Here is a 26,894-nt window from a genome sequence, read left to right on the forward strand (position 1 = left end):
GGGGGGCCCCCCCCGGGGCGCTTCGTCGTGAAGGACTACTTCGAGTGCTTGGTGCCGCTCAGCGCGTCGATCGCGCTGCGCACGCGCCGCGCCCCGACCGCGAGCTGCACGTCGCGGTACTGGTTCGCGCGGTGAATCTGCCCCTTGAGGTCCGAGCCGGACGGGCGGTGGCGCAGGTCGCACGGCACCTCGACCGCGACGTACCCCTTGCGGAGCAGGTCGATCGTCAGCCCCGTCTCGACGCCCCAGCCGCGCGCGAGCGGCGTCGCGGCCTCGAAGGCCTCGCGCGTCAGGCAGCGCATGCCCGACAACGGCTGCGTGGGCGTCCACCCGGTCATCGACTGGATCGCCCGACGTGCGGCTCCCACGACGATGCCCCGGCCGCCCGCGCCGGGCTGCGGCGGGAGCAGCGCGATCGACATGTCCGCAGCACCGTTGAGCACGGGGTCGACGAGGGGGGCCGTGTTGACGGCCGTCTCCCCCAGGTCGCCGTCGATGAAGAGCAGGAGGCGCGCGGGCCGGTCGGCGACGTCACGCATCGCGACGACCGCCGCGCCCGTCTCCATGGCCGCGGCCTTGCCGCGGTTGTGCGAGTGACGCACGACGACGGCACCCGCCTCGCGCGCGACGTGCTGGGTGCTGTCCTCGCTGCCGTCGTCGACGACCAGGACGAGGTCCACGTGCGGGATCGCCTTGGCCGCGCGGACGGTCGCCGCGATGCGGCGCGCCTCGTCCTTGGCGGGGATGATCACCGCCACGCGCTGCTTCTGCCGGCCGCCACCCGTGAGCGGTGCGGGACGCGGGGTCTTCGCCACCGGGAGCGCGTGCGTCCCGTTCGCGGGGACGCCGACGGCCTCGCCGGTGGTGCCGGTGGTGGGGTTCTTTCCTGACTCGGTCGACCGATGGTCCGCGTTCACGCCGTCCAGCCTAGTAGTGCAAAGAGTTTCCCGCAGTTTGCCACACTCTTGGTGGCAAAGTCACGGCCGTCTTCCCGGGATCTCCCCGAGAACGGTGTGCCCGGGTTCTTGACGAGGTATTGCGTCCTGCCGTCCCCCGTCGGCCGCCACGTCGCGGTCGTGCCTGGAGGACGCGCACTCCGGGCGTACCCGGGGTGACGTGAAGGGGGGTGGGCGGAGGGGGCGTCAGCACCCGGACGCCGTACCGGCGACGCCCGGGTGCTGTCGCCCCCTGCCGAACCTCTATGCCCTCGGTGCCGAGGTCAGCGCAGCGTGACCTGGCGGGACACGATGCCCGCACGCGCACGGCGCTCGTTCGCGTCGAGCGGCTCGGTCACCGCGAGCGCCGCGTCGAGCTTCGCCTTGAGCTCCTTGGCAGGCTCCTCGATGTCCGCCGCCTCGGTGCCGCGCGGCAGCTCCCACACGGGCACCAGCAGACCGCTCGAGCGGAACGCGCCGACGAACTTGCCGCCGCCCAGACCCGACTCGCGCTTGGCGTGCAGGCGCGAGATCGCGTCGATCAGCGCCTCCTCGCCCACGGGCCAGGCCCAGCGCAGGAACTCACGGCTCATGGAGCACCAGTAGGCCGACTCGACCGACGCGAGCTTGACCGTGGGGACGATCGACTCCGACGCCTGGTCGAGGGACGCCTTGAGGTCCGGGGTGACGTCCGTCGTCGGGTCGAGCCAGAACGAGAAGTCGTCGTGGACCGTGACCTCGAAGGGCACCGACAGGTCCAGGACGTCCTGCAGGCGCGGACCCGGTCCGGGCAGCTCGCCCAGCTCGATCGACGTGCCCGGCTCCGCCTCGACGGCCTCCAGGAGAGCAGCCGCGAGGTCGCGGCTCGTGTCTCCCGACCCCGCGATGGTCTGGAGCGCGAGGAGGATCGTGCCGTCCTGGCGGTGCAGCGCAGCCCAGCCGGCAGGCAGGACCGTGACCACGAGCACGTCGCGCGCGCCGAACTCCTTCGTGGTGCGGGCAGGTGCCGAGGCCGAGGGGACGACCTCCCGCAGGGCGACCCAGTCGGTCTCGCCGGGGAGGCCCTCGAAGGGGCGCAGCACGAAGTCGGGCGTCGAGTTCTTGGCCATGGACGAAGTGTAGTAGGACTGAACTGCACGCCGACCCCTGTGACGAATCAACCCCTGGTGCGCACGGCGCGCCGATGGCGACCCCCCTCATGATCGGCAAGGCTGGATCCGATGACCACCACGCACCGCACGCCTCCCCGATGGGTCCGCTGGACCCTCTCCGTCGTCGCGGTACTCGTCCCCTGCGTCGTCTGGGGCGTGACGACCGCGACCGCCGACCTCAGCCTCGGTCCCCACGAGGCCCGTTACGAGGTGACCACGGACAGCGTCGTCACCGTCGACCTGGGACCGCTCGGCACCCTGCAGATCGACTCCCCGCTCCCCGCCGGTCTCGGGGCGAGCGTCACGGTCAAGGAGATCCCGGCAGACCTCACCGCGGTCGACCAGGCGACGACGCTCGCCGGTCTCACGAACGATCTCGAGGGCTACCTCCAGTTCTTCAGCGGGCCGCAGGAGTCGATCGGGCACGCCGTCCGCGCCCTGGTCCTCGACGCGCTACGACGCACGGGGTTCGCGATCCTCGTGGCCGGTGCCGTGGGCGCCCTCGGGTACGTGGTCCTCGGGGCGGCCAGGAGGGACGAGCTGACCTCGGTCCTCGCTCCCCGCACCTGGGAGATCACGGCGAGCGTCGCGATCGTCTCCCTCGTCGCCGGGTCGCTGTCCTCGTCGACCCAGGAGCGCGACCTCGGGACGACGACCCCCACCTCCGCCGTCTTCGCCGGGACCCCTCTCGAGGGTGCCCGCATCACCGGACGGCTCGCGGGGATCGTCGACACCTACGGGGGCATGGTCGTCGACTTCCTGCGGGAGAACGACGAGTTCTACGACATGGCCGACAAGAACCTGGTCGCCGCGTGGGACGAGCGCGACGCGATCGAGGAGGCCGAGGCGGCGCAGGCGGCCGCGGCCGAAGCAGCTGCGGAGGCCGCGGCCGAGGCCCAGGCCGAGGCAGGTGCGGGCGAGAGCCCGCCCGACGCGGCCGACGGCGTTGAGACCACCGGACCCCGCGCGAGCGACGAGCCGTCCGCGCCGACGCCCACTCCCACCGACGACGCCGAGCTCGTGACGATGCTGCTCATCAGCGACCTGCACTGCAACATCGGGATGGCCCCGCTCATCCGCACGACCATCGATCGCTCCGACGCGACCCTGGTCCTCAACGCGGGCGACACCACCATGAACGGGACCGCCGTCGAGAACTTCTGCGTCGACGCCTACATGTCGGCGCTCCCGAAGGGCACGACCATGGTCGTCGCCGACGGCAACCACGACTCGACCGAGACCTCGGCGCGCGAGCGCTCCCGAGGCGCCAAGGTGCTCGACGGCGGGATCCTCGAGGTCCAGGGAATCCGCATCCTGGGCGACAGCGACGCCATGGCCCCCGGCCTCATCGAAGGACCCACGACCCGCGCGGGAGGAGCGACCGCGCAGGCCGAGGAGCTGACCGAGGTCGCGTGCACGGCCGACGACGGGATCGACATCCTGCTCATCCACACCCCCCGCGTGGGCAACGTCCCCATGGAGTCCGGCTGCGTGCCCGCCCAGCTCTCCGGGCACATGCACACCCGCGCGGACCCGGAGCAGGTCGGCGGCGGCATCCGCTACGTCAACGGGAGCACCGCGGGCGCCATCGCGAACGCCTCCCGCATCGGGCCGCTCAAGGGCACGGCCGAGATGACGCTGCTGCGGTTCGACCCGACCGAACGGCGGATCGTGGACTGGCAGATCGTCTCGGTCACCCCGGACGGGGCCGCCGCCGTCGGGCCACGTCAGCCGTGGCCACCCGTCGTCGACCAGGCGACCCTGGACGAGGGCGCCGTGCTCCCGGGCGACGGGAGCACCGACGTGCCGCCGCCCGTCGAGGACGGGGCCCCGGTGGGCGAGGTCCCGGCAGGGTAGGGCTGGCGGGTCGTCCCGCGACCGTTCGACTACGCCTCGACCGGGAACCCGCGCTGCGACCAGGCGACCATGCCGCCGTCGAGGTTGGTCGCGTCGAAGTCGCCCTGGTTGAGCCAGGCCGCGGCGCGCGCCGACCGCCCACCCGAGTGGCAGATCACGAGGATCGGGACGTCGGGGTCGAGCTCGCCCCAGCGGACGGGGAGCTCACCGAGGGGGATGTGGACGGCGTCGGGCGCGTGGCCCGCGTCCCACTCGTCCTGCTCGCGCACGTCGAGGAGCACGACGCCCTCGGGCACGGGGTGCTCGGCGTCGAGCTCGGACACGTCGGTCGTGGGTACCTGAGGCGGGAACATGGTGACCAGCCTACGTTTCTGACGAGACGTCGTCGGGCGGCGCTCTCACCCCCACCAGTGGCAGGATCGGTCCATGGACCCACGCGCCGGTACGCCCGCCCAGCCCCAGGACCTCATCGACGTGGACGCCGTGGTCGGCGCCTACTACGACCTGACCCCCGACGTCGACGATCCCGCGCAGAAGGTGGTGTTCGGGACGTCGGGCCACCGCGGGTCGAGCCTGGACCACGCGTTCAACGAGGCGCACATCGTCGCGATCACCGCGGCCATCGTGGAGTACCGCCGTTCGCAGGGCACCGACGGCCCGCTGTTCATCGGCCGCGACACGCACGCCCTGTCGCTGCCAGCCTGGCAGACCGCGCTCGAGGTGCTCGCGGCGGCAGGCGTCCAGACGTACATCGACGCGCGCGACTCGTACACGCCGACCCCGGCGGTGTCCCAGTCGATCCTGCTGCACAACGGTGCGGCCACCGAGGAGGGCGTCCGCACGAGCGGCCCGGAGCTCGCGGACGGCATCGTCGTGACGCCGTCGCACAACCCGCCGCGCGACGGCGGCTTCAAGTACAACCCGCCGCACGGCGGCCCGGCGGACTCGGAGGCGACGGGCTGGATCGCGGACCGCGCGAACGAGATCCTGCGCTCGGGCGTCGGGCAGGTCCGGCGCGTCCCGCTCGAGCGCGCCCTGACCGCGGACACCACGCACCGGCACGACTTCCTGACGGCGTACGTCGACGACCTGGCCTCGGTCCTGGACCTCGACGCGATCCGCGGCGCCGGCGTCTCGATCGGCGCCGACCCCCTCGGTGGGGCGTCGGTCGAGTACTGGGGCGAGATCGGTGAGCGCTACGGGCTGGACCTGACGGTCGTGAACCCGCAGGTGGACCCGCGCTGGGCGTTCATGACGCTCGACTGGGACGGCAAGATCCGCATGGACTGCTCGTCGCCGTACGCCATGGCCTCGCTCGTGCAGAAGATGACGGACCCGGACGCGACCTCGACGTTCGACGTCGCGACGGGCAACGACGCCGACTCGGACCGCCACGGGATCGTGACCCCGGACGCGGGCCTCATGAACCCCAACCACTACCTCGCGGTCGCGATCGACTACCTGTACGGCGGGGCCCGCCCGGGGTGGCGCCAGGACGCGGCGATCGGCAAGACGCTCGTCTCCTCGTCGCTCATCGACCGGGTGGGCGGTGGGCTGGGTCGCCGCGTCGAGGAGGTGCCGGTGGGCTTCAAGTGGTTCGTCCCGGGCCTGCTCGACGGCTCGGTCGGGTTCGGCGGCGAGGAGTCCGCGGGCGCGTCGTTCCTGCGCAAGAACGGCGGGGTGTGGACCACGGACAAGGACGGCCTGCTCCTCGCGCTGCTCGCCTCGGAGATCCTCGCGACCACGGGGAAGACCCCGTCGCAGCACCACGCCCGGCTCGTCGAGCAGTACGGCGAGTCCTGGTACGCCCGCGTCGACGCCCCGGCCTCGCTCGAGGAGAAGTCGGCGCTCGCGAAGCTCAGCCCGGAGCAGGTCACGTCGACGACGCTCGCGGGCGAGGAGATCACCGCGAAGCTCACGACGGCGCCGGGCAACGGTGCGGCGATCGGCGGCCTCAAGGTCACCACGGAGAACGCGTGGTTCGCGGCGCGCCCCTCGGGCACGGAGAACGTGTACAAGATCTACGCCGAGTCGTTCGTCTCGGCCGAGCACCTGACGCAGGTGCAGGACGAGGCCAAGCAGGTCGTCTCGGACGCGCTGGGCGGCTGACGCCCCCCGGTGAGGGGCCCGACGGCGGCGCGTGCCGTCGTCGGGCACCTCGCCTGTGCGGCCGGGACGGGTGGGCGAGGTGCCCTCAGCGCGCGACCAGGTCCTGGTACTCCTCGTGGAGCTGCACGAACGCCCGGATGAACGGGCACAGGGGCACGACCTTCTGCCCCGAGGCCCGCACCTGGTCGAGCGCCCCGCGAGCGAGCGTCGACCCGACGCCGTGCCCCGCGAAGGCGTCGTCGACCTCGGTGTGGGTGAACACGACCTGGCCGGGTTGTCGCACGTACGCGGCGAAGCCCGCCACCTCGCCCTCCGGGGTGCGTGCCTCGAAGCGCTCCTCGGCCGGGTTGTCGACGACCGCGATCTCCTGCGTCTGCTCGCTCACCCGTTCATCATGCGGGCCGGGATCAGTTCGCGCGCGCCCGGTGGAACGGTGACACTCGGTACGTGCCGGTGTCCGACCGGCGAAGGGTGGGCCGTGCGCCGGACGGGCGCCGTCGACCGGGGCGACAGATGGGAGAATGGGACGGTGGTACAAGACCCCCCTCGCGCAGCGGCAGACGACTCCCGCAACCCCTACCGTGTCGTCCTCAGCAAGCCGGGGGCGCTGAACTTCTCGGCCGCCGCCGTCGTGGCGAGGCTCCCGATGTCCATGGTCGGCATCGGCATCGTCCTGATGATCCAGGGCATCTACGGCTCCTACGCCCTGGCCGGACGCGTGTCCGCGGCCTACGTGATCGCGCAGGCCATCGCCTCGCCGCAGATCGCGCGCTACGTCGACCGCGTCGGCCAGGCCAAGGTCATGCGCCCGCTGCTCGTCGTGAGCACCCTCGGGCTCGTGGGCCTGATCCTGTCCGCGGTCAACCAGGCCCCCGAGATCTGGCTCTACGTGAGCGCCGTCGTCGCGGGCGCGAGCATCGGCTCGTACGGCTCGATGGTCCGCGCGCGCTGGAGCCACGCCGTCAAGGACCCACGGCAGCTCCACACCGCCTACTCCCTGGAGTCCGCGCTCGACGAGCTCGTGTTCGTCGTCGGCCCGGTCCTCGCGACGCTGCTCGCGACCGAGGTCACCGACTCCGCAGGCATCATCGTCCCCGCGGTCGCGGCCGTCGTGGGCGGCGTGTGGTTCCTGTCGCAGCGCCGCACCGAACCGCCCGTGATCCCGGTCGTCCCGGGCGTCAAGCACGGTTCGGCGATGCGATCGCCCGGCATGATCGTGCTCGCCGTGGTCTTCGTCGCGATGGGCTTCATCTTCGGCGCGACCGACGTCTCGACCATCGCGTTCGCCGAGGAGCAGGGGTCCAAGTCGGCGTCGGGCCTGATCCTGGCGGTCTTCGCGATGGGCTCGCTCATCTCGGGCCTGGCCTACGGCGCACGCCACTGGGTCTCGCCGCTGTGGAAGCGGTTCGCGATCGGCATGGTCGCGCTCGCCCTGGGCGTCTCGCTGTTCTTCGTGGTCACGTCGCTGCCCATGCTGGCCGTCGTCATGTTCGTCACGGGCTTCACGATCGCCCCGACCCTCATCAACGGCAACGCGCTGGTGCAGAACCTCGTGACGCCGCACCAGCTCACCGAGGGGCTCGCGTGGGTCGGCACGTCGCTGGGCGTGGGCGTGTCGTTCGGGGCGTCGATCGCGGGCTCGCGCATCGACGCCGCGGGCGCGCACGCGGGGTTCCAGGTCGTCATGATCGCCGCGGGCCTCGCGGTGGTCGCGGTCCTCGCGTCGCTGCGGGTCCTGCGCCGGGGGGCGCCGCGCCCTGACACGACCGACACGTCCGGCCCGTCGGAGGCTCTCGCACCCGACGAGGCGTAGCCCGCGCCCCTGACCCGCACGACGTCGAGCGTGCGGTGCGGGCCGTCCCGAGGCGCTGCGGACCGCCCGAGCTGCACACTCGGCACGCCCGCACTGTGACGCGGACCTGACACCCGGACGTGACGAGGGGAACGGCCCCTGCGGCTGCGTCCCGCACGCTTCCGGCGCACGATGGAGAGGTCCCCAACCCTTTCGTGCGGAGGTTTCCTCATGGCTCTCGGACTCGGCCGGCCCCAGGACAAGCGCAACAGGACGGTCGCCGACCTGCTCGTCGCGCAGCTCATCGAAGCGGGGGTCGAACGCATCTACGGGATCGTGGGCGACAGCCTCAACCCTGTGGTCGACGCGGTCCGGCGCAGCCAGAAGGGGAAGGGCAAGGGCATCGAGTGGGTGCACGTGCGCCACGAGGAGGCCGCCGCGTTCGCCGCCGCGGCCGAGGCGGAGGTCACCGGGAAGCTCGCGGTGTGCGCGGGCTCGTGCGGGCCCGGCAACCTGCACCTCATCAACGGTCTGTACGACGCCAACCGTTCCAAGGTGCCCGTCCTCGCGATCGCGAGCCACATCCCGAGCGCGCAGATCGGGACGAGCTTCTTCCAGGAGACGCACCCCGACCGGCTGTTCACCGAGTGCTCGGTGTACTCCGAGATGATCTCGTCGGCCACGCAGGCGCCGCGCGTCATCAACTCCGCGATCCACCACGCGTACGGCGCCCCGGGCGTCGCGGTCCTGACGATCCCGGGTGACGTCGCGGACCTCGACGCGGCGGCCGAGGTCATCGACGTCGCCGTCCACCCCGCGAAGCCCCGGATCGTCCCGGACCCCGACGCGCTCCGGACCCTGGCCGACGCGATCAACAAGGCCAAGAAGGTCACGATCTTCGCGGGCGTGGGGACCCGCGGGGCGCACGACGACGTGATCGCGCTCGCCGACAAGATCGCGGCTCCGATCGGCCACTCGCTGCGCGGCAAGGAGTGGATCCAGTACGACAACCCGTTCGACGTCGGGATGAGCGGGCTGCTCGGCTACGGTGCCGCGCACGACGCCATGCAGGAGGCCGACCTCCTGGTTCTGCTGGGCACCGACTTCCCGTACGACCAGTTCCTGCCGGACTCCGTGCGGACCGCGCAGGTCGACATCGACCCCACGCACCTGGGCCGTCGGACCCGGCTCGACGTCGCCGTGGTCGGCGACGTCGGCGAGACCGTACGGCTCTTGCTGCCGCTCGTGAACACGGCCAAGAACCGCTCGTTCCTCGACGGCATGGTCGCCAAGCACGAGAAGTCCATGACGGGCGTGGTCGGGGCGTACACCAAGGACGTCGAGAAGCACTCGCCCATCCACCCCGAGTACGTCGCGGACGTCCTGGACCAGGAGGCCTCCGACGACGCGGTGTTCACCGTGGACACGGGCATGTGCAACGTGTGGGCCGCCCGGTACATCAGCCCCAACGGCAAGCGGCGCGTCATCGGTTCGTTCCTGCACGGGTCCATGGCCAACGCGGTGCCGCACGCGATCGGCGTCGCGGCCGCGCAGCCCGACCGTCAGGTCGTCGCCATGGCGGGCGACGGCGGGCTGTCGATGCTGCTGGGCGAGCTCATCACGATCAAGGCCTACGAGCTGCCCGTGAAGATCGTCCTGTTCGACAACGCGAGCCTGGGCATGGTGCGCCTCGAGATGCTCGTCGACGGGCTGCCCATGTTCGGCACCGAGTCGCCGCACGTCGACTACGCCGCGGTCGCGAACGCGATCGGCATCCCGTCGGTGCGGGTCGAGCGCGCCAAGGACGTGCGCGGTGCGTTGCGTGGCGCCCTCTCGCGCCCCGGCCCCGCGCTGGTCGACGTCGTGACCGACCCGCGAGCCCTGTCCTTGCCCCCGACCATCACGGCCGGGCAGGTGCGCGGCTTCGCGGTCGCGATGAGCAAGGAGGTCCTGGGCGGCGGTATGGGCGAGGTCGTGTCGATGGCCCGGGCGAACCTGCGCAACGTGCCGCGGCCGTAGGTCCGGTCCGAGGGCCGGCCCGGCTCCGGCCGCAGCCCCGGCCGCGGCCCCGGCTCGTCGAGTGTGCAGCTCGGGCTGCCAGAACGCTCCCAGGACAGCCCGAGCTGCACGCTCGACGACGTCGCTCGCCCCGGTGCCCAGCCCCCTTCCGCCGAGCGCCTCGAATCGATACGATCGCCAGCGTGCTCACCAAGATGACGGTCACCGACGACCAGCTCTCCCGCATCGTGTCCCCGCTCGGCGAGATCGCCCACGCCGCTCCCCTGGACGGCGGCCTGTTCGCCTCGACGTTCCGGGTCGACCTCACGGACGGTCGGCGCCTCGTCGTGAAGATCACGAGCGCCGACACCTCCCGCCTCCTGCGCTACGAGCACGGGATCCTCGGCACCGAGGAGGACGTCTACCGGCGCGTCGCGGACCGCCCCGACCTCCTCATGCCGCGCGTCGTCCACAGCGACTTCAGCCGCACCGCGCTCGACGGCGACGCCCTGGTCGTCACGTTCCTCGACGGCGACGTGTGGAACGCCCTGCCACCGCTCGACGACGCCGCGACGGAGCGTGTGCGACACGACCTCGGCGCGTTCATGGCCCGCCTGCACACCGTCACGGGCGACGCGTTCGGCTATCCCGCCGCCGCGTCCAGGATGAGCGCCCCGACGTGGCCCGAGGCGTTCGGTCTCATGGTCGACGCTCTCCTCGCGGACGCCGCGACCTGGGAGGTGGAACTCCCCGCCGAGGCCCTGCGGGCCGTGGTCGCGCGCCACCACGACGCCCTCGCCGAGGTCACGGTGCCGCGCCTCGTCCACGCCGACCTGTGGCCGGGCAACCTCTTCCTCGCGGCCGGGCCCCTCGACGTGGCGGACGCCACGGCGGACCCAGCGGACCCCGCCGACGGGCCCTCCCCGCTGCGGCTGACCGGCGTGATCGACACCGAGCGCTGCCTGTGGGCCGACCCGCTGTACGAGCTCGCGGGCGCCGACCAGCTCGGCCTAGGTCCCGTGCCGCCCGCGATCGCCGAGGGCTACCGCTCGGCGGGCGGCCTGCTTCCCGTCGAGGAGCCGTGGTCCACGTCTCCCACACCGGGTGAAATCCCGCCCGACGACGGCGCTCCCCTCGAGCGCGGCGCCGTCGGGCGGGTGCGCCCCGGGGCGAGCACGCTCGGGGCCGGTGACGTGCGCCTGCTGCTGTACCGGGCGTACATCAGCGCGGTGCTCGTGACCGAGGTCGTCCCGCGCGACTACCAGGGCGAATGGGTCCAGGGGTACCGGGACACGGCCGCGGCGAACCTCGACGTGCTGCTGGACCAGCTCTCACGCTGACCCCTGGGCGCCGTGTCAGGACCAGCACGCCCCCGAGGCCACGCTGGTCCTGACACGAGCGCTCCCGACGGGGAGGAGTACCCATCTCGTCCCGGGGCAGGGTTGAGTCACGCTAGAGTTCGGGCAAGTTCACGATCACGTCAAGTGTTCGGGCGGCCAGAGCTCGGCGGCGCGACGTGAGCGACCCTGGGGGGTATGCGGTGATCACGTTCGTCGTCGTCGGCATCGTCGGGCTCGCGCTCGTCCTGATCTCGATGATCCTCGGGGAGTTCATCGAGCTCGGTGACGGCGCCGTCTCCGGGACCTCGCTGGGCGTCGGGGCGATCGTGTTCGGCGCGACCGGGGCGATCGTCGTCTCGAACGACCTGCCCGTCGTCCTCGCGTACGTGGGCTCGGCTGCCCTCGCGGTCCTCGCGATCCTCCTCGTGGCCGTGCTCACGGCCAAGCTCCGCGCGTCCGACGACGCGGTCCCCGTCTCGCTCGTCGGCATCCAGGGCACCGCGACGAGCGACATCTCCCCCGCGACCGGTGAGGTCTCGCTCGACGCCGCGCACGAGCTCGAACGACGCCTCGCCTGGGCCGACGAGCCGATCCCCTCGGGCGCTCGCGTCGTCGTCCTCGAGCAGTCCGGCACGCGCGTGCGCGTCCGGCGGTACTTCCCCAACGACTGACCTCTCCCACCGCACGACCCGCTCGCACGACCCGCCACCGAAAGGAGTCGCGCCGCAGGCGCGTACCGACATGCTCGAAGATCCCAACCTCGTCGGCATCATCGCCACGATCGCCCTGGTCATCGCGTTCTTCGCGATCATCACCTTCATCGCCAAGCGCATCCGCCGCGTCCCCCCGAACGAGGCCCTGATCATCGTCGGGCGCGGTGCGGGCCGCAAGGAGGCCGCCGGCACGGGCCAGCGCGTCGTCACGGGCGGTCGTACGTTCGTGTGGCCCATCCTCCAGCAGGGCTTCTCCATCTCGCTCGAGCAGCGCCAGATCGGCATCACGGTCGAGGGCGTGGACAAGAACCGCATCAAGATCGCGATCAAGGCCTCGATCAACTTCAAGGTCCGTGGTGACGAGGAGGGCGTGCGCCGTGCGGCCCAGCGCTTCCTGTCCCAGCAGGGCACGCTGACCGAGATCATCAAGGAGTCCCTCGAGGGCTCGCTGCGCTCGATCGTGGGCGACATGACGATCGAGCAGATCATCTCCGACCGCAAGGGCCTCTCGGACCGCGTCGTCGAGTCCACCAAGACGGACCTCTCGGAGCAGGGCCTGCAGGTCGACCTGCTCAACATCTCGGACATCTCGACGCCCGGCTCCGACTACCTCGCGAACCTCGGTCGCGCCGAGGCCGCTCGCGCCCGCCAGGTCGCCGAGGTCTCCGAGGCCGAGGCGCAGCGCGCGTCGGAGTTCGCCGCGATCGACGCCGCCGAGCAGATCGCCGAGCGCCAGAAGGCCCTCGACCTCAAGCGCGCGATCATCAAGGCCGAGACCGACAAGGCCAACGCCGAGGCCGAGGCCGCAGGTCAGCTCGCCCGGGCCGAGCAGGAGCGCCTGGTCGCGGTCGAGGAGCGCGAGGCCCTCGCCGAGCAGGCCCGCGTGACGCAGGAGCGCCTCGACATCGAGATCCGCAAGCCCGCCGAGGCCGCCGCCTACGCCGAGGTCCAGCGCGCCAACGCCCAGCGCGACTCGTCGAACGCCGCGACCGAGGCCGACGCCTACAAGCGCACCACGATCGCCGAGGCCAACAAGACCGCCGCGATCCAGGACGCCGAGGCGTCCGCCGAGGCCGTCCGCCGCGCCGGTGAGGCCGAGCGTGACCGCCAGGTCGCCCTGGCCGTCGGTATCAAGGCCGAGGGTGAGGCGCGGGCGTTCGCGGTCGAGGCCGAGGGGCGCGCTGAGGCCGTCGCCACGGACGCCAAGGCCGAGGCGCTCAAGAAGTACGGCGAGGCGGCCCTGGTCCAGGAGCTCATCGAGCGCCTCCCGGAGATCGTCCGCGCCGCGGCCGAGCCCATCGGCAAGATCCAGGGCATGACGGTCATCTCGACCGACGGCGCGAGCGCGGTCACCAAGAACGTCGCCTCGGTCCTGGGCGAGGGGCAGCAGGTCATCAAGCAGCTCACGGGCGTCGACATCAACCAGCTCATCGCCGGGCTCGCCGGCGGTCACCTGAGCGGCCAGTCGGCCTCGAACGGGTCGGCCGGTTCGCCCGCGTCGTCCAACTGATCCGTCACTGACGCCCGCCGCGCCGCCGAGGTGGACCCGTTCGGGGTCCACCTCGGCGGCGACCTCGCCCCACCTCACCCCTCGGAGCAGCCCCCATGCTGACCGCCCAGCAGGTCCTGGACACGACGTTCACCGCGACGAAGTTCCGCGAGGGCTACGACGTCGAGCAGGTCGACATCTACCTCGACGACGTCAGCGCGACGCTCAAGGCGTACGAGGCGGGCGGCCGCCCCGGCACGGGGCTGCTGACCTCGGCCACGGCCGGGGAGGTACGGTTCGCGGCCACGAAGTGGCGGGAGGGCTACGACGTCACCGAGGTCGACGACCTCATCGACGCGATCGTCGGCACGCTCCGGTCCTACGAGTCCCGCACCATCCCGACGGCGCCCCCGGCCGTCCCGCACCCGGGCGGGGCGGCGAGCGACGCCGTCGGGCAGCAGGACGCCACCGCACCGGACCCGGCCGCCGCTGCCGACGCCCGGCCCCTCGGCATCCACGACCTGACCACCCGGCTCCAGTACGCGCGCGTCCGCGCGAACGGCAGCGACCGGCTCGTCGTGCTGCTCCCCGACGGCTCGAGCGCCCACGTGACCGCGCTCGACGCGGGCCCGCAGGGGATCACGCTCCGCACCGCGCCCGAGGCGTAGCCCGGTCCGGGACTACGGGCGCCGCACTCGCAGGACCGTGTCGCGGATGGTGGCCGGACGCCCCTCGGCGTCGAGCATCTCGCGCGTGGGCGCCTCGTCGGTCTCGACCGTCCAGCCGTCGAGGTCGAGCTCGGCCAGGAGGTCGTCGCCCGTGTAGAAGAAGTGCTCGTCGAACTCGCGGCGTACCGTCTCGTGGTCCTCGGGATGGTGCCCGACGACGAGCAGCCGCCCACCCGGTGCCACGGCCTGCGCGAGGCGCGGGAAGACCTGGCGGCGCAGGTCGGCCGGCAGGTGCATGAAGTGGGCCGTCACGAGGTCGAAGCGCTCGTCCCCCGGCTCCCACTCGACGAGGTCCGCCTGGCGCCACTCGATGCGGTCGGCGACGCCGGCGACGACCGCGTGGGCCGCGGCCTTCCCGAGGGCGACCGGGGAGATGTCGAGCCCGACGACGTCCCATCCCTGGCGCGCGAGCCACACCGAGTCGGCCCCCTCGCCCGCCCCGACGTCGAGCGCACGACCCGGCGTCAGGTCGGCGGCCTGCGCCACGAGCTGCGGGTTCGGGTTGCCGCTCCACACCGACGCCGCGGAACCGTAGCGCTCGTCCCAGAACGCCTGGTCGTGGTGGTGCTGCTGGTGGCCGTGCTCGTGGTTCTGGTGGTCGTGTGCCACGCGGGCTCCTCGGGTCGGGGCGGGCCGCAGGGGTCGGCCGTCTTCCCCGACCATGAGGCCTGGCTCGGCCCTCGCGCAAGCGCCGTTGCCGTTCCGGCAAACGCCTACCCCATCCAGCCGAGCCACACCACGGCGTCCCGCGCGAGCAGGAAACCGACGATCCCCACGACCCACGCCGTGGTCGACGCCGCGTTCCTCGTCATCCACGCGTTGAGCCGCTCGAGCAGCGGCCCCACCTGGCGGGCCGCGAGGACCCGGCCCGCCAGGAGCACCAGCGCGGGCAGCACCATGACGACGCAGTACGCCGCCAGGACGACCGCCGTCGCAGGCCACCCCAGGTCTGCGCGCGTCATCATCCCGATCGCCGCGAGGTACGGCAGCATCGACGCGAGCTCGATCGCCGCGGCCGCGAGCGCCAGCCCCACGAGGGCCGTCACGGAACCGGTGCGCGGCGCGGTCGCCACACCCGAGTGAGCGTCGGGCGCAGGGCGCGCTACGCCGTCGGGCAGAGGCGTGCTGCCCGACGGCGCCACTCCCGTCTCGTCCGACGCCCCCATCGCGCGGGCCCGCCACCGCAGCACACGGCCCTGACCGTTCGACGCCCCCGTGGACCGCCGGTCCAGGCGGAAGCTGTACGCGACGAGCGCGACTCCCACGAGGAGCTCGACGATCCGGGCGGGCCGCGTCTCGAAGAGCTGGCCGAACCCGTCGGCCAAGGCCCCCGCGCCGAGCGCGATGACGACCCCGACCACGAGGTAGAACCCGACGATCGTGCCGAGGTAGACGAGCAGGCGCGCGACGCGGACCCGGCCCGGGGTCATGAGCAGCCAGACGGGGATGAGCAGCGTACCGAAACTCGTCGAGTCGACGAGCGCCAGGACGACGAGTGCGCCGAGGAGGGGCAGGAGTTCCATGCCGCAAGGCTCGTGCAGGGCGGGGGGCGGCGTCGTCGGGCGGACGAGTGATCCTCGGGCCGGCGGGCGCCGCGCCGTACATCGTTCGGGCGATCCCCGGGCCGGGTCCCTGTGCTGAGATGGGGGCGTGCCCGACCCCCTGCCCACGGCTGCCGACACCGCGGCCCCGACCGCGCGCGCCGACACCGCGGCGCCGAGCCACACCTCGCGCGTGCGGCGCGTCGTACGCCGGATCGACGCCGGGTTCCGTGACGACGGTCCGGCCGGTGACCCCTACGGGGCGGTCGGCACGTTCCTCATCGGGGTCGCGCTGCTCGCGGTCGGGGTGGTCTCGGTCTGGTCCGTGTCGGCGTTCGTCCAGCCCGCCAACCGGTGGTGGCACGTCGTACCCCTCGCGGTCGGCTGCCTGATCCTGCTCGCCAAGCGCCGGCACACCGCGCTCGCCCTCGTGGGTGGCACCCTCGTGGTCGTCGCCGACCTCCTGATCGGCGGCAGCCTCAGCATCCTCCTGGTCCTGTGGGAGCTGCTGTTCGCGTGCGGGCTCTACGGGAGCAAGCGGCTGCGGACGGTCGTCAACGTCGTCGTGTCGGTGCTCGTCGTCGCGGCCGCGGTGGCCACGGGCGAGTACTTCCGGGACGTGCAGGGCTTCGCCCTCGGGGGCATCCAGGCGGCGGCGATCATCGCGACGCCCCTGTGGTGGGCTGCGAACGTGCGGCAGAAGACCGATCTCGCGGTCCTGTCCGCCGAGCGGGCCGACCTCGAGGCACAGCGCGCCGACCTCGAGGCGCAGCGCGCCGCCGACCTGGAGCAGATCGCCGAGCTCGGTCAGCACGAGGCCGTGCGGGCCGAGCGCGCGGCCATGGCGCGCGACCTGCACGACGTCATCGCGTCGCACCTGTCGGCCATCGCGATCCACTCGGGAGCCGCGCTCGCGTCACCTCCCGACGCGGTCAAGGACCGGGCGGCGCTCGAGCTCGTGCGGTCGAGCAGCATCACGTCGCTCGAGGAGATGCGCGCCATGATCCTGCTGCTGCGCTCGGACCTGACGCGCGACGGTCTCCCATCGACGGTCGGTCCGGCCGACCCCGCGACCCGTGGCGCACCGCACGGCACGGTGCTCGCGGGCGAGGCCGTCGCCGCACCCGCGCGCCTCGCCCGGCTCGACGACGTGCTGTCGTCCGCGCGCGCCCAGGGCCTCACGGTCGAGGTCGAGGACCCCGGCGACGTCCGGTCGGTGCACCTGCCGTCGGCTCTCGACCAGGCTGCGCACCGGATCGTGCAGGAGGCGCTGACGAACGCCGCCAAGCATGCCCCGGGCTGCCGGGTGCGGGTTCTGCTCGGGCTGGCCGAGCCGCCCGAGCAGGTCCTCGCGGTCGAGGTCACGAGCACGCTGACCGCCCGCCCCGGGCCGCTGGCACCGAGCCTGAGCGCCCGCACCGGTCTCCTCACGATGCGCGAACGCGCCGAGGCGCTCGGCGGCACGTTCCGGGCGGGCCCGTCCGACGCGGGCGGCTCGTGGACCGTGCGGGCCGAGCTGCCGCTGTGCGGCCCGCCCCCGTCCCCGTCCTCCGCCGCCCGCCACGACTCTCCCGGAGCCCCCGCATGATCCGCGTCCTGCTCGCCGACGACCACGCCGCCATCCGCGCCGGGCTGCGCTTCCTGCTCGACTCCGCGCCGGACGTCGAGGTCGTGGGCGAGGCCTCCGACGGCGCCGCCGCGATCACCAACGCCCGCGCCCTGCGCCCCGAGGTCGTCCTCATGGACCTGCGCATGCCCGGCGTCGACGGCATCGAGGCGACGCGCACGATCGTCGCCGAGCGCCTCGCCGAGGTCCTCGTCCTCACGACGTTCGACCTCGACGAGTACGTCGACGAGGCCCTGCGCGCGGGGGCCGCGGGATTCCTGCTCAAGACCGCGGAGCCCGCCGCTCTCATCGACGCGGTCCGCCGCGTCGCGGCCGGGGACGGCGTCCTCGCACCGGAGGTCACGCGACGCCTCCTCGCGGCGTTCGCGTCCGCCCCGAGGCCCGACGGCGCCGCTCACCTCCCGGGGGGAGCGTCGCCGTCGGGCACGGGAACCCCGGGCGACCCGCGGCTGTCCGACCTGACCCCGCGCGAGACCGACGTGCTGGCGGCCCTGGGCCGCGGGCTGTCCAACCAGGGCATCGCCGACGCGCTCGTCATCAGCGAGGCCACCGCGAAGACCCACGTGTCGCGCGTGCTCGCCAAGCTCCAGGTCACGACCCGCATGCAGGCCGCGATCGTCGCCCGCGACACAGGACTCGCATAACGCACGCCCCCCGTCCCGCCGAGAAGTGAGTAGATGCCCCTGAACCGTGGGGTTCAGGGGCATCTACTCACTTCTCGGCAGGGACGAGACGGCGCGTCAGGCCGACTCGACGATGTGCCCGCGCTTGATGACGAAGTCGTCGCGCATGTCCTCGAGCTCCTTGCCGCGCGTCTCCGGGATCTTGTAGAAGACGAAGAACAGCGACAGCAGCGCGAAGAACGCGTAGAACGCGTACGCGAAGCTCAGGCCGATGTCGGCCAGCACGGGGAACGTCGTCGAGATCGCGAAGTTCGCGACCCACTGCGCGGCGGCAGCGACCGCGAGCGCGCTCGCCCGGATGCGGTTGGGGAACATCTCCCCCAGCAGCACCCAGACGACCGGCCCCCACGACGCCCCGAAGAACACCACGAACGCGTTGGCCGCGATGAGCGCGACCGTGGCCCAGCCGCCGTCGAGCGAGGCCGTGGACGTGCCGTCGGAGGCCGTGGTCATCGTGGCCTGCGTGAACGCGATGGCCATCATGCCGAGCGAGACGAACATGCCCGTCGACCCCGCGAGGAGCAGGATGCGGCGGCCGATCCGGTCGATCAGGAGGATCGCCACGATCGTCACGACGATGTTCGTGACCGACGTGATGACGGAGGTCAGGAGCGCGTCGTCCTCCGAGAACCCGACCGACCGCCACAGCGTCGTCGAGTAGTAGAAGATCACGTTGATGCCGACGAACTGCTGGAAGACCGAGAGCAGGATGCCGACCCAGACGATCGGCTTGAGCCCCAGGCGCTTGCCCCTCAGGTCCTTGATCGACGCCTTCGTGTCCGACTTGAGAGAGTTCTCGATGTCCGCGATCTTGTGGTCGACGTCCTGGACCCCCGTGAACTCGCGCAGGACCTCGGCTGCCTTCGTCGTCTCGCCCTTCGCCACCAGGTAGCGCGGCGACTCGGGGATGCGGAGCGCGAACAGGCCGTACGCGACCGCCGGGACCGCGGCCGCCATGAACATCCAGCGCCACGCCTCCTGGCCCAGCCACAGGACGTTCGACGCGCCACCCGCGGCCCCCGCCAGCGCGGCGTCCGTGAGGAGCGAGGCGAAGATACCGGTCACGATCGCGAGCTGCTGCAGCGAGCCGAGCCGGCCGCGGATGCGCGCCGGGGAGACCTCGGCGATGTACGCGGGAGCGATGACGGATGCCGCACCGATACCCAGACCCCCGACCACGCGCCAGATGATCAGGTCGACCACCGAGAACGCGAGACCCGAACCGAACGCCGACACGAAGAACAGTGCCGACGCGATGAGCATGACCTTGATGCGGCCGATCTTGTTCGCGACCGGCCCTGCGAACCAGGCACCCACCGCGCAGCCGATGAGCGCCGACGACACCGCGAAGCCGGTGATCGCCGCGTTCAGCTCGAACGTCTCGGACAGGGAGTCGACGGCCCCGTTGATCACGGCCGTGTCGAACCCGAACAGGAAGCCACCCAGTGCGGCGGCCAGGCTGATCCCGACGACCTTCTTGTTCAGCCGCTTGGCCCTGGCCTGGGCCTGTGCGTCCCCAGCCGCTCCCGCGTCGTTGCTGGTCATGACGACCCCCTCCGTGTCAGGTTGTCCTTTGACGATAGTGAGGAGAGGGCGTGGTCGCGCGGTGAGCGACCGTGGTGAGGGTCACGCAGCAGGTCACGTGCGGCGTCGGAGGGTCGACGTCGCCGCCATCACGCCGAGAGTGCAGTACGGGCTGTCTCTCAGCGTGCGGGACCGCCCGAGCTGCACGCTCGGTGAGCGGACCCACGCGTCCGGCGCGACGTCGTCGGGCACATGGGGACTCGGGGACACGGGCGCACCGGCGAGAGAGGCGAACCGGACCCGCTCTACGGCTCGGGGTGCAGCGCGTCGTACCGCAGGAAGCGCGGCTGCGCCCGCAGGATGAGCCACACCACGACGATGCAGGCCAGGCCGCCCGCGACCGCGGCCCACGCCTCGCCGAACCAGCTCGCCTGCGCACCGAGCACGACCTCGCCCAGCCGGGGGCCGCCCGCGACGACCACGATGAAGACCCCCTGGAGGCGGCCGCGCATGTCGTCGGGGGTCGCGGTCTGCAGGATCGTCTGGCGGAAGACCGCGCTCACGGCGTCGGACGCTCCGGCCAGGGCGAGCGCGACGCACGCCGCGACGAGCCCGCCGACGAGCACCTGCGAGGGTTCATTCCGCCCGACGACGAGGAGCACCGCGCCGAACGCCGCGATCGACAGGCCCCACGCCGTGATGGCCCACGCGATCACGAGCCCTTGCCAACGCACGCGCGACAGGGCCCCGGAGAACACCCCGGCGAGCACCGCACCGACCGCGAAGGCCGCGCTCAGGACGCCCGTCGTGGTCTCGCCGCCCCCGATGAACAGGACGCCGACCGCGGGCAGCAGCACGCGCGGGAACGCGAGGATCATCGCGGCGAGGTCGACCAGGAAGGTCGTGCGGACGTTGGGCCGGGTCGCGAGGTAGCGCAGGCCGTCGACCACCGAGCTGATGCCGACGACCTTGCGGCGGGGCGCCGCTCCATCCCCCGCAGGGTTGTCAGGACCACCGTGGCCCGGAGTGCTCGCTGGTTCCGACACGTCGCTGGTGAGGACCGGCGGGATCGACGGCAGCCGCCACACGGCCCACAGCGCCGCCGCGAACAGCACCGCGTCGATCGTGTACGCGATCCCGTACCCCCACAGCGCCACGAGGAACGCCCCGAGCAGCGGTCCGACGGTCAGCGCGATGCTCCACGAGATTGTCTGGAGCGCGTTCGCGGCGGGCAGCAGCCGGGGCTCGACCAGGCGCGGGATGATCGCCGAGCGTGCGGGGTTGTTGATCGCGAACGCCGCGGACTGGAGCGCGACGAGCCCGTACAGGACCCCGACCGACCCGACGTCGAGCCACGCCTGGAGTGCGAGCAGCCCCGTGACGACCCACAGCGCCCACGACGCGAGGAGTGCGACCTTGCGGCGGTCGTACGCGTCGACGAGCGCGCCCCCGTACAGGCCGAGCGCCACGAGGGGCACGAGCGCGAAGATCCCGAGCACGCCGACCGCGAGCGTCGAGCCCGTGAGCGCGTAGACCTGCAGGCCCACGGCGACGACCGTGAGCTGGGAACCGAGGTTGGAGATCCCGAGCCCCCACCACAGCCGGCGGAAGGGCGGGGAGACGCGGAGCGGGGTCGTGTCGGCAAGGATGCCGTCGAGGCGGGGCACGACCGACGAGGCTACCTCGCACCGGCCAGAAAACCGTCTCCCGGGGCGACCGTCTCAGGAGGTGGGTCCTCCGCGCGCGGTGCCCGACGCCGTCGGGCCGTCCGCGCGACGGCCCGCGGTCGCCCGGCTCACTCCGCGAGCGCCGCCCGGACCTCGCCCACGAGGGCCGCCATGGCGCGCTCGGCCTCGACGGGGTCTCCCGCCGCGACGGCGCGGGCGACGGCCTCGTGCTCGTCGAGGGCCTCGGCGACGGGCGCCTGCGGCATGAGGCCCAGGTGCGTGCGCCCGGCGAGGACCTCGCCGACGACCTCGGTGAGCGCCGCGAACATCTCGTTGCCGCACGAGCGCAGGAGCAGGGCGTGCAGGCGGATGTCGAGCTGGAGGAACTCCTCGAGGCGCCCGGCCTCGCCGAGCTCGCGCATGCGCGCGGCGAGCTCGACGGCCTCGGTGCGGGCCTCGGGGGTCGCGTGCCGGGCGGCGCCGGCCGCGGCGAGGGGTTCGACGGCGCAGCGCAGCTCCGTGAGGGACCTGAGCTGGGCGTCGCGGCCGGGTCCGGCGAGGCGCCAGCGGATGATGCGGGCGTCGTAGACGTTCCAGTCCTGCTCGGGGAGGACGACGAGGCCGATGCGTCGGCCCGAGCGCACGAGGCCGAGCGCTTCGAGCTGGCGCATGGTCTCGCGGGTCACGGTGCGGGAGACGCCGAACTCGGTGCCGATCCCGTCGAGGGTCAGCGTGCTGCCCGCGGGGAGGTGACCTGCGGTGATGCGCTGACCGAGGACGTCGGTCACCGAGCTGTGGAGCACCGTCGCGGACATGGGTCGAGCCTACGGCGTCCGCCATTGGTAACACCATTGTTTGCCAAAGGTGATACCAATCATGCATGCTCGAACAGCGGCCGCAGAGGTCCGCGCACGACGCAGCAGTCGACAGGCCAAGGAACCCCTCATGGACACAGACGTCAGCCCCGCCCCGACACCGGGGAGCGAGACCGAACCCGTGCACCTCGTCATCATGGGCGTCGCAGGATCGGGCAAGACCACGGTCGCGACCCTGATCGCCGAGCGCACGCACCGCCCCTACGCCGAGGCCGACGAGTTCCACCCGCAGGCCAACATCGACAAGATGAGCGCGGGCACCCCGCTCACCGACGAGGACCGATGGCCCTGGCTCCGGGCGATGCGCGACTGGCTCGACGAGCAAGCCGCCGAGGGCGACTCCGCCGTCGTGACCTGCTCGGCGCTCAAGCGCACCTACCGCGACCTGCTCCGCACGGCCCACGGCCGCGTGCGGTTCGTGCACCTCACCGGGAGCCCCGAGCTCCTCGAGGAGCGCATGACCCACCGCAGCGGGCACTTCATGCCCGCGTCGCTCCTGCCGTCCCAGCTCGCGACGCTCGAACCCCTCGCGGACGACGAGGACGGGATCACGCTCGACGTCGGCACCCCGCCCGAGGAGCTCGTCGACCGGATCCTCGCGACCAGCGCCCTGCCCCACCCCACGATCCCCCGCTCGCCCCGCCACCTGGCGGGCGACCCCCGCACCGACACCGACACCGAGGAGCGATGATGCTCACCCTCGCCTCGCACCCGCTCGCCGCGGGCACCCTGCGCGCAGCCACCGAGACCCCCACGACCGACGCCGGGACGGCCCAGCTGATCCTCGCGGCGGTCGTCGGGATCGCGACGATCATCGTCCTGATCGTGTGGCTCAAGCTCCACCCGTTCCTGTCCCTCATGATCGGCTCGGCGGTCCTCGCGATCGTCGCGGGCATCGACTTCGTGAGCGCGTTCGTGAGCTTCTCGGCCGGGCTCGGCTCGACCGTCGCGGGGGTCGGCGTCCTCATCGCGCTCGGCGCGATCATCGGCAAGATGCTCATCGACTCGGGCGGCGCCGACCAGATCGTCGACACGATCCTCGCGCGCACGCCCGTGCAACGTCTGCCGTGGGCCATGGCGCTCATCGCGTTCGTGATCGGCATCCCGCTGTTCTTCGAGGTCGGCGTCGTCCTGCTCATCCCCGTCGTGATGATGGTGGCCCGCCGGTCCAAGGTCTCCCCGATCCTCGTCGGCATCCCGGCCCTCGCTGGGCTCTCGGCGCTGCACGGCCTCGTGCCCCCGCACCCCGGCCCGCTGCTCGCGATCGATGCCCTCGGCGCCAACCTCGGCCTGACGCTCGGGCTCGGCCTCCTCGTCGCGGTGCCGACCGTGATCGTCGCCGGGCCGCTGCTCGCCAAGCCGCTCGCCGTGTGGGTCAAGCTGCCCCCTCCCACGACCGTCCTGGGTGTGTCCGAGCGTGACCAGGACGCCCCGCGCCCGAGCTTCGCGGTCGCCGTCACCGTGGTCCTGCTGCCCGTGATCCTCATGCTGGCCCGGACCGTCGTCGAGACGACCGGCACCCTCGACACGCCCGTGGGCAAGGGCCTCGAGTTCATCGGGACCCCGCTCGTCGCGCTGCTCATCACCTCGCTCGTGTCGCTCGTGGCGTTCGGCAGCGCGATGGGCCGCACGCGCGACGAGATCAGCACGCTCGTCGACAAGTCCTTCGCCCCGATCGCGGGCATCCTGCTCATCGTGGGCGCGGGTGGCGGGTTCAAGCAGACGCTCGTCGACTCGGGCGTGGGCGACGTCATCGCGAGCGGCATCTCCGACGCGAACCTCTCACCGCTCCTCGCGGGCTGGCTCGTCGCTGCCCTCATCCGCGTCGCGACCGGGTCCGCGACGGTCGCGACCATCACGGCCGCCGGGATCATGGCCCCGCTCGCTGTGGGCCTCGAGCCCACGCATGCCGCGCTGCTCGTCCTCGCGATCGGCGCGGGATCGGTGTTCCTGTCCCACGTCAACGACGCCGGCTTCTGGCTCATCAAGGAGTACTTCGGCATGACCGTGGGCCAGACGTTCAAGACGTGGTCCGTCATGGAGTGCGTGCTGTCCGTCGTGGCGCTGGTCGTGATCCTGCTGCTGGGCCTGGTCGTCTAGCGCTGAGGCCCGGGCCACCAGCCACCAGGAAGGTGCACTTCTGCGGAGCGGCAACAATCGTTGCCGCTCCGCAGAAGCACGACCCTCCGGGAGATCGCCTCGGCCGCACGCGCCCGCCCGGCACCGCCCGGGCGAGCCGCCGCCAGAAGGGCGCGCTCCGCCGTCGGGCCTCAGGAGCGGCTACGCGACCGTCGCCCCGAAGACCAGGCCCAGCGCGTACGTCGCGGCCGCGGCGCCGAACCCGATCGCGAGCTGGCGCAGCGCCCGCTTGATCGGCGAGGCGCCCGACAGCAGCCCGACCGTGGCGCCCGTCCCGAGCAGCGCGAGCCCCACGAGTCCGCTCCCGACGAGCACCGCGACCCCGCCCTGGAGGCCGAACAGGTACGGCAGCACGGGGATGAGCGCGCCCGACGCGAAGAACAGGAACGAGGACACCGCGGCGCCCATCGCAGAGCCGTGCGTCTCGAACTCGTCCCCCTCCACCGCCGGCGCGATCACGGTCGCGGCCGTGTACGTCGACAGGACCTCGCCCGCGTGCCTCTCGGCCTCGTCGGGTGCGAGGCCCCGCGCCCGGTAGACGAGCGCGAGCTCGTTGGCGTCGACGTCGAGGTGCGGCAGGGCCGCGGACGCCAGCGGCGAAGGCGTCGACGCGTCGAGCAGCTCGCGCTGCGAGCGCACCGACACGTACTCGCCCGCACCCATCGACAGGGCGCCCGCCAGCAGACCTGCGAGGCCCGACAGCAGCACGGTCGCGTTCGACGCACCCGACGCCCCGATCCCGAGGATCAGCGCGAGGTTGGACACCAGGCCGTCGTTCGCGCCGAACACCGCGGCCCGGAACGTCCCCGACATGCGCATGCGCCCGCGCGTCGCGAGGCCGCGCACGACCTCCTCGTGGATGCGCTCGTCGGCCGCCATCGTGGCGGTCGCGTCGACGTCGGTCTCGTACGACGACCGGGCCTCGGCCCGCTGCGCGAGCGCGAGCACGAACACCCCGCCGAGCCGGCGCGCGAACAGCCCGAGCGACCGCGTGCGCCAGTCGCCGCGCAGCGGCTTGCCGACGTCGTCGCCGAGCAGCGCGAGCCAGTGGTCCTCGTGCCGCTTCTCGGCGTCGGCGAGCGCCAGGAGGATCTGCTTCTCCTCGCCCGTGCGGCGCGAGGCCAGGTCACGGTAGGTCGCGGCCTCGGCACGCTCGTCGGCCAGGTAGCGGCGCCAGCGGCGGATGTCCTGAGGTGTCCGACGGCGGTCCGCACCTGCGTTCGCGGGCACGCCGGAGGTCGGGGTGGCGGGGGGAGTCATGCGTTCATCATGGCAAGAAATGGGCCTCCGTGGGTTTCGGGATCCCCAACTTTTCCGCACGGTTCTGCGGTTCGCGGGAGTTGCGACAGCCCGCGCCGCGGCGGGGCGTGGTTGGATCGGAACATGTCCGAGAACACCGAACGCACCCGTCCTGAGGTCGACGCCCCCGCGGGCCCGGCCCCCACCGAGCTCGAGGTCACCGACCTGATCGTCGGCGACGGCGCCGAGGCGCAGCCCGGCTCGACCGTCAACGTCCACTACCTGGGCGTCGAGTACGACTCCGGCGAGGAGTTCGACTCGTCCTGGAGCCGCGGCCAGTCCATCAACTTCCCGCTGCGCAGCCTCATCGCCGGCTGGCAGCAGGGCATCCCGGGGATGAAGGTCGGCGGGCGCCGCAAGCTCGTCTGCCCCCCGGAGCTCGCCTACGGCCCGGCCGGTGGCGGCCACCGCCTGTCCGGCAAGACGCTCGTCTTCGTGATCGACCTGCTCGGCGTCAGCTGAGCCCTGGTCACGTGGCGCCCCCGCTCCCCCGGTCACCGGTGGGGGCGGGGGCGCTGTGCGTGTACCGGCCCGAGCTGTCAGAACCAGCGTGAGCTCTGGGTCACGCTCGTTCTGACACCGCCCGCGACGGCCCGACGACGGAGCCCGCCTCGCGCGCCCGGGTGCGCGACGGCGTCGGGCGTCGCTCGTTGTCAGAACCAGCGTGAGGTCTGGGTCACGCTCGCTCTGACATCACCCGCGGGTGTGCGAGCCGCGGTCCCGACGCCCCGGAAAGTCGGGGACAATGGGCGCGACGGACTTCCGACTCCGATGAGCGAGGACGCACAAGTGATCACTGTCAGCACCGACGGCTCGTGCCTGGTCAACCCGGGTGGAGCGATCGGTTGGGCGTGGATCAACCACGACGGAACCTTCGACTCCGGTGGCGCAGCCTCCGGGACGAACCAGATCGCGGAGCTCCAGGCTCTGCTCGAAGCGGTACGCGCCCACCCCAGCGCCGAACCGCTCCTGATCGAGTCCGACTCCCAGTACGCCATCAAGTGCGCATCGGAGTGGCTCGAGGGCTGGAAGCGCAAGGGCTGGCGGACAGCCGGCGGCAGCCCCGTGAAGAATCTCGAGCTCGTGCAGGGCATCGAGGCCGCGATCCAGGCGCGCCCCGGGCCCGTACGGTTCCGGTGGGTGCGCGGGCACGTCGGCAACCACTTCAACGAGCGGGCCGACCAGCTCGCCGGGCTCGCGGCGCAGGACTGGGCCGCGGGACGCGGCGAGGAGCGGGCCACGCTCGCGGGGACCGACGACCTCGTGGCTGCACCGGCGGCCAAGCGGCCGGTCGCTGCGGGCCGTCCGGCCGCCAAGGTCGGGGCGAGCGCCGCGTCCAAGGCCGCCGCGGACGCCTGGACCGAGTCGACGCTCTTCGACTGACCCTCGCGAGCTGCCGAGAACGGGTTCGAGGTCGCCACCGCGTC

General features: G+C 72.5%; 24 protein-coding genes. 14 read left to right on the forward strand and 10 right to left on the reverse strand.

Annotation, left to right across the window (positions count from 1 at the left end; all coding sequences use genetic code 11):
• Nucleotides 1–35: 35 nt before the first annotated feature.
• Both H9640_RS06285 and H9640_RS06290 read right to left on the reverse strand, forming a co-directional pair.
• Complete coding sequence (locus H9640_RS06285; RefSeq protein ID WP_191790042.1) at nucleotides 36–815, reverse strand: glycosyltransferase family 2 protein; 780 nt, start codon at nucleotides 813–815, stop codon at nucleotides 36–38.
• Nucleotides 816–1,219: 404 nt separating this feature from the next.
• Nucleotides 1,220–2,044, reverse strand: coding sequence for a DUF5926 family protein (locus tag H9640_RS06290; RefSeq protein WP_191789860.1), 825 nt, complete (start codon nucleotides 2,042–2,044; stop codon nucleotides 1,220–1,222).
• A gap of 111 nt (nucleotides 2,045–2,155) precedes the next feature.
• Here H9640_RS06290 and H9640_RS06295 point away from each other — a divergent pair, with 111 nt between their 5' ends.
• Nucleotides 2,156–3,943, forward strand: coding sequence for a metallophosphoesterase family protein (locus H9640_RS06295; RefSeq protein WP_191789861.1), 1,788 nt, complete (start codon nucleotides 2,156–2,158; stop codon nucleotides 3,941–3,943).
• Nucleotides 3,944–3,972: 29 nt separating this feature from the next.
• Here H9640_RS06295 and H9640_RS06300 read toward each other — a convergent pair whose 3' ends face one another.
• Nucleotides 3,973–4,296, reverse strand: a complete 324-nt coding sequence (locus H9640_RS06300) for a rhodanese-like domain-containing protein (protein ID WP_191789862.1) — start codon at nucleotides 4,294–4,296, stop codon at nucleotides 3,973–3,975.
• A 73-nt stretch (nucleotides 4,297–4,369) separates the two neighbouring features.
• On the opposite strand from H9640_RS06300, the gene pgm reads away from it, so the two are divergent.
• Nucleotides 4,370–6,052, forward strand: coding sequence for a phosphoglucomutase (alpha-D-glucose-1,6-bisphosphate-dependent) (pgm, locus tag H9640_RS06305; protein ID WP_191789863.1), 1,683 nt, complete (start codon nucleotides 4,370–4,372; stop codon nucleotides 6,050–6,052).
• A gap of 85 nt (nucleotides 6,053–6,137) precedes the next feature.
• On the opposite strand, the gene H9640_RS06310 is transcribed toward pgm, so the two are convergent.
• Entirely contained in the window at nucleotides 6,138–6,437 is a 300-nt protein-coding gene (locus H9640_RS06310) for a GNAT family N-acetyltransferase (RefSeq protein WP_191789864.1), read from the reverse strand.
• A 144-nt stretch (nucleotides 6,438–6,581) separates the two neighbouring features.
• On the opposite strand from H9640_RS06310, the gene H9640_RS06315 reads away from it, so the two are divergent.
• The 6 genes from H9640_RS06315 to H9640_RS06340 all read left to right on the forward strand — a co-directional run bounded on the left by H9640_RS06315 (nucleotide 6,582) and on the right by H9640_RS06340 (nucleotide 14,052).
• Nucleotides 6,582–7,865, forward strand: a complete 1,284-nt coding sequence (locus tag H9640_RS06315; RefSeq protein WP_307823923.1) for an MFS transporter — start codon at nucleotides 6,582–6,584, stop codon at nucleotides 7,863–7,865.
• A 210-nt stretch (nucleotides 7,866–8,075) separates the two neighbouring features.
• A complete protein-coding gene (locus H9640_RS06320; protein WP_191789866.1) occupies nucleotides 8,076–9,863 on the forward strand; it encodes a pyruvate dehydrogenase in 1,788 nt (595 codons plus the stop codon).
• Nucleotides 9,864–10,045: 182 nt separating this feature from the next.
• Nucleotides 10,046–11,182: a phosphotransferase family protein gene (locus H9640_RS06325; RefSeq protein ID WP_191789867.1), complete on the forward strand. Its 1,137-nt coding sequence runs from the start codon at nucleotides 10,046–10,048 to the stop codon at nucleotides 11,180–11,182.
• Between the two features lie 176 nt (nucleotides 11,183–11,358).
• A complete protein-coding gene (locus tag H9640_RS06330; protein ID WP_318243680.1) occupies nucleotides 11,359–11,853 on the forward strand; it encodes an NfeD family protein in 495 nt (164 codons plus the stop codon).
• Between the two features lie 70 nt (nucleotides 11,854–11,923).
• Nucleotides 11,924–13,405 (forward strand): flotillin family protein, encoded by a 1,482-nt coding sequence (locus H9640_RS06335; RefSeq protein ID WP_191789868.1) that lies wholly within the window; start codon nucleotides 11,924–11,926, stop codon nucleotides 13,403–13,405.
• A 95-nt stretch (nucleotides 13,406–13,500) separates the two neighbouring features.
• Nucleotides 13,501–14,052 (forward strand): DivIVA domain-containing protein, encoded by a 552-nt coding sequence (locus H9640_RS06340; RefSeq protein ID WP_191789869.1) that lies wholly within the window; start codon nucleotides 13,501–13,503, stop codon nucleotides 14,050–14,052.
• A 12-nt stretch (nucleotides 14,053–14,064) separates the two neighbouring features.
• Here the strand turns inward: H9640_RS06340 and H9640_RS06345 are convergent, their stop codons facing one another.
• Nucleotides 14,065–14,721, reverse strand: a complete 657-nt coding sequence (locus H9640_RS06345; RefSeq protein ID WP_318243681.1) for a class I SAM-dependent methyltransferase — start codon at nucleotides 14,719–14,721, stop codon at nucleotides 14,065–14,067.
• Between the two features lie 104 nt (nucleotides 14,722–14,825).
• Nucleotides 14,826–15,635, reverse strand: a complete 810-nt coding sequence (locus H9640_RS06350; protein WP_191789871.1) for a GAP family protein — start codon at nucleotides 15,633–15,635, stop codon at nucleotides 14,826–14,828.
• A gap of 127 nt (nucleotides 15,636–15,762) precedes the next feature.
• Here H9640_RS06350 and H9640_RS19605 point away from each other — a divergent pair, with 127 nt between their 5' ends.
• The gene (locus H9640_RS19605; protein ID WP_191789872.1) at nucleotides 15,763–17,241 is read left to right on the forward strand and encodes a sensor histidine kinase; all 1,479 of its coding nucleotides are present in this window, start codon (nucleotides 15,763–15,765) and stop codon (nucleotides 17,239–17,241) included.
• Nucleotides 17,238–17,924: a response regulator gene (locus tag H9640_RS06360; protein ID WP_191789873.1), complete on the forward strand. Its 687-nt coding sequence runs from the start codon at nucleotides 17,238–17,240 to the stop codon at nucleotides 17,922–17,924. Before H9640_RS19605 ends, H9640_RS06360 begins: the two co-directional genes overlap by 4 nt.
• Before the next feature lie 96 nt (nucleotides 17,925–18,020).
• On the opposite strand, the gene H9640_RS06365 is transcribed toward H9640_RS06360, so the two are convergent.
• The 3 genes from H9640_RS06365 to H9640_RS06375 form a co-directional block, all read right to left on the reverse strand.
• Nucleotides 18,021–19,508 carry a sugar porter family MFS transporter gene (locus tag H9640_RS06365; RefSeq protein WP_191789874.1) on the reverse strand — a complete coding sequence of 496 codons (1,488 nt, stop codon included), beginning with the start codon at nucleotides 19,506–19,508 and terminating at the stop codon, nucleotides 18,021–18,023.
• 284 nt (nucleotides 19,509–19,792) lie between these two features.
• Nucleotides 19,793–21,154: an MFS transporter gene (locus H9640_RS06370; RefSeq protein WP_191789875.1), complete on the reverse strand. Its 1,362-nt coding sequence runs from the start codon at nucleotides 21,152–21,154 to the stop codon at nucleotides 19,793–19,795.
• Nucleotides 21,155–21,282: 128 nt separating this feature from the next.
• Complete coding sequence (locus H9640_RS06375; protein WP_191789876.1) at nucleotides 21,283–21,969, reverse strand: FadR/GntR family transcriptional regulator; 687 nt, start codon at nucleotides 21,967–21,969, stop codon at nucleotides 21,283–21,285.
• A gap of 130 nt (nucleotides 21,970–22,099) precedes the next feature.
• On the opposite strand from H9640_RS06375, the gene H9640_RS06380 reads away from it, so the two are divergent.
• Together H9640_RS06380 and H9640_RS06385 are read left to right on the forward strand one after the other, a co-directional pair.
• Nucleotides 22,100–22,720 carry a gluconokinase gene (locus tag H9640_RS06380; protein ID WP_191789877.1) on the forward strand — a complete coding sequence of 207 codons (621 nt, stop codon included), beginning with the start codon at nucleotides 22,100–22,102 and terminating at the stop codon, nucleotides 22,718–22,720.
• Nucleotides 22,720–24,129 carry a GntT/GntP/DsdX family permease gene (locus tag H9640_RS06385; RefSeq protein WP_191790044.1) on the forward strand — a complete coding sequence of 470 codons (1,410 nt, stop codon included), beginning with the start codon at nucleotides 22,720–22,722 and terminating at the stop codon, nucleotides 24,127–24,129. Before H9640_RS06380 ends, H9640_RS06385 begins: the two co-directional genes overlap by 1 nt.
• A 180-nt stretch (nucleotides 24,130–24,309) precedes the next feature.
• Here H9640_RS06385 and H9640_RS06390 read toward each other — a convergent pair whose 3' ends face one another.
• The gene (locus tag H9640_RS06390; protein WP_191789878.1) at nucleotides 24,310–25,428 is read right to left on the reverse strand and encodes a VIT1/CCC1 transporter family protein; all 1,119 of its coding nucleotides are present in this window, start codon (nucleotides 25,426–25,428) and stop codon (nucleotides 24,310–24,312) included.
• 123 nt (nucleotides 25,429–25,551) lie between these two features.
• Here H9640_RS06390 and H9640_RS06395 point away from each other — a divergent pair, with 123 nt between their 5' ends.
• Together H9640_RS06395 and H9640_RS06400 are read left to right on the forward strand one after the other, a co-directional pair.
• Nucleotides 25,552–25,929, forward strand: a complete 378-nt coding sequence (locus H9640_RS06395) for an FKBP-type peptidyl-prolyl cis-trans isomerase (RefSeq protein ID WP_191789879.1) — start codon at nucleotides 25,552–25,554, stop codon at nucleotides 25,927–25,929.
• Between the two features lie 327 nt (nucleotides 25,930–26,256).
• Nucleotides 26,257–26,850, forward strand: coding sequence for a ribonuclease H family protein (locus tag H9640_RS06400; protein ID WP_191789880.1), 594 nt, complete (start codon nucleotides 26,257–26,259; stop codon nucleotides 26,848–26,850).
• The last annotated feature ends 44 nt before the right edge of the window (nucleotides 26,851–26,894 follow it).

This window comes from Oerskovia gallyi, from assembly GCF_014836745.1.
GTDB classification, from domain to species: domain Bacteria; phylum Actinomycetota; class Actinomycetes; order Actinomycetales; family Cellulomonadaceae; genus Oerskovia; species Oerskovia paurometabola.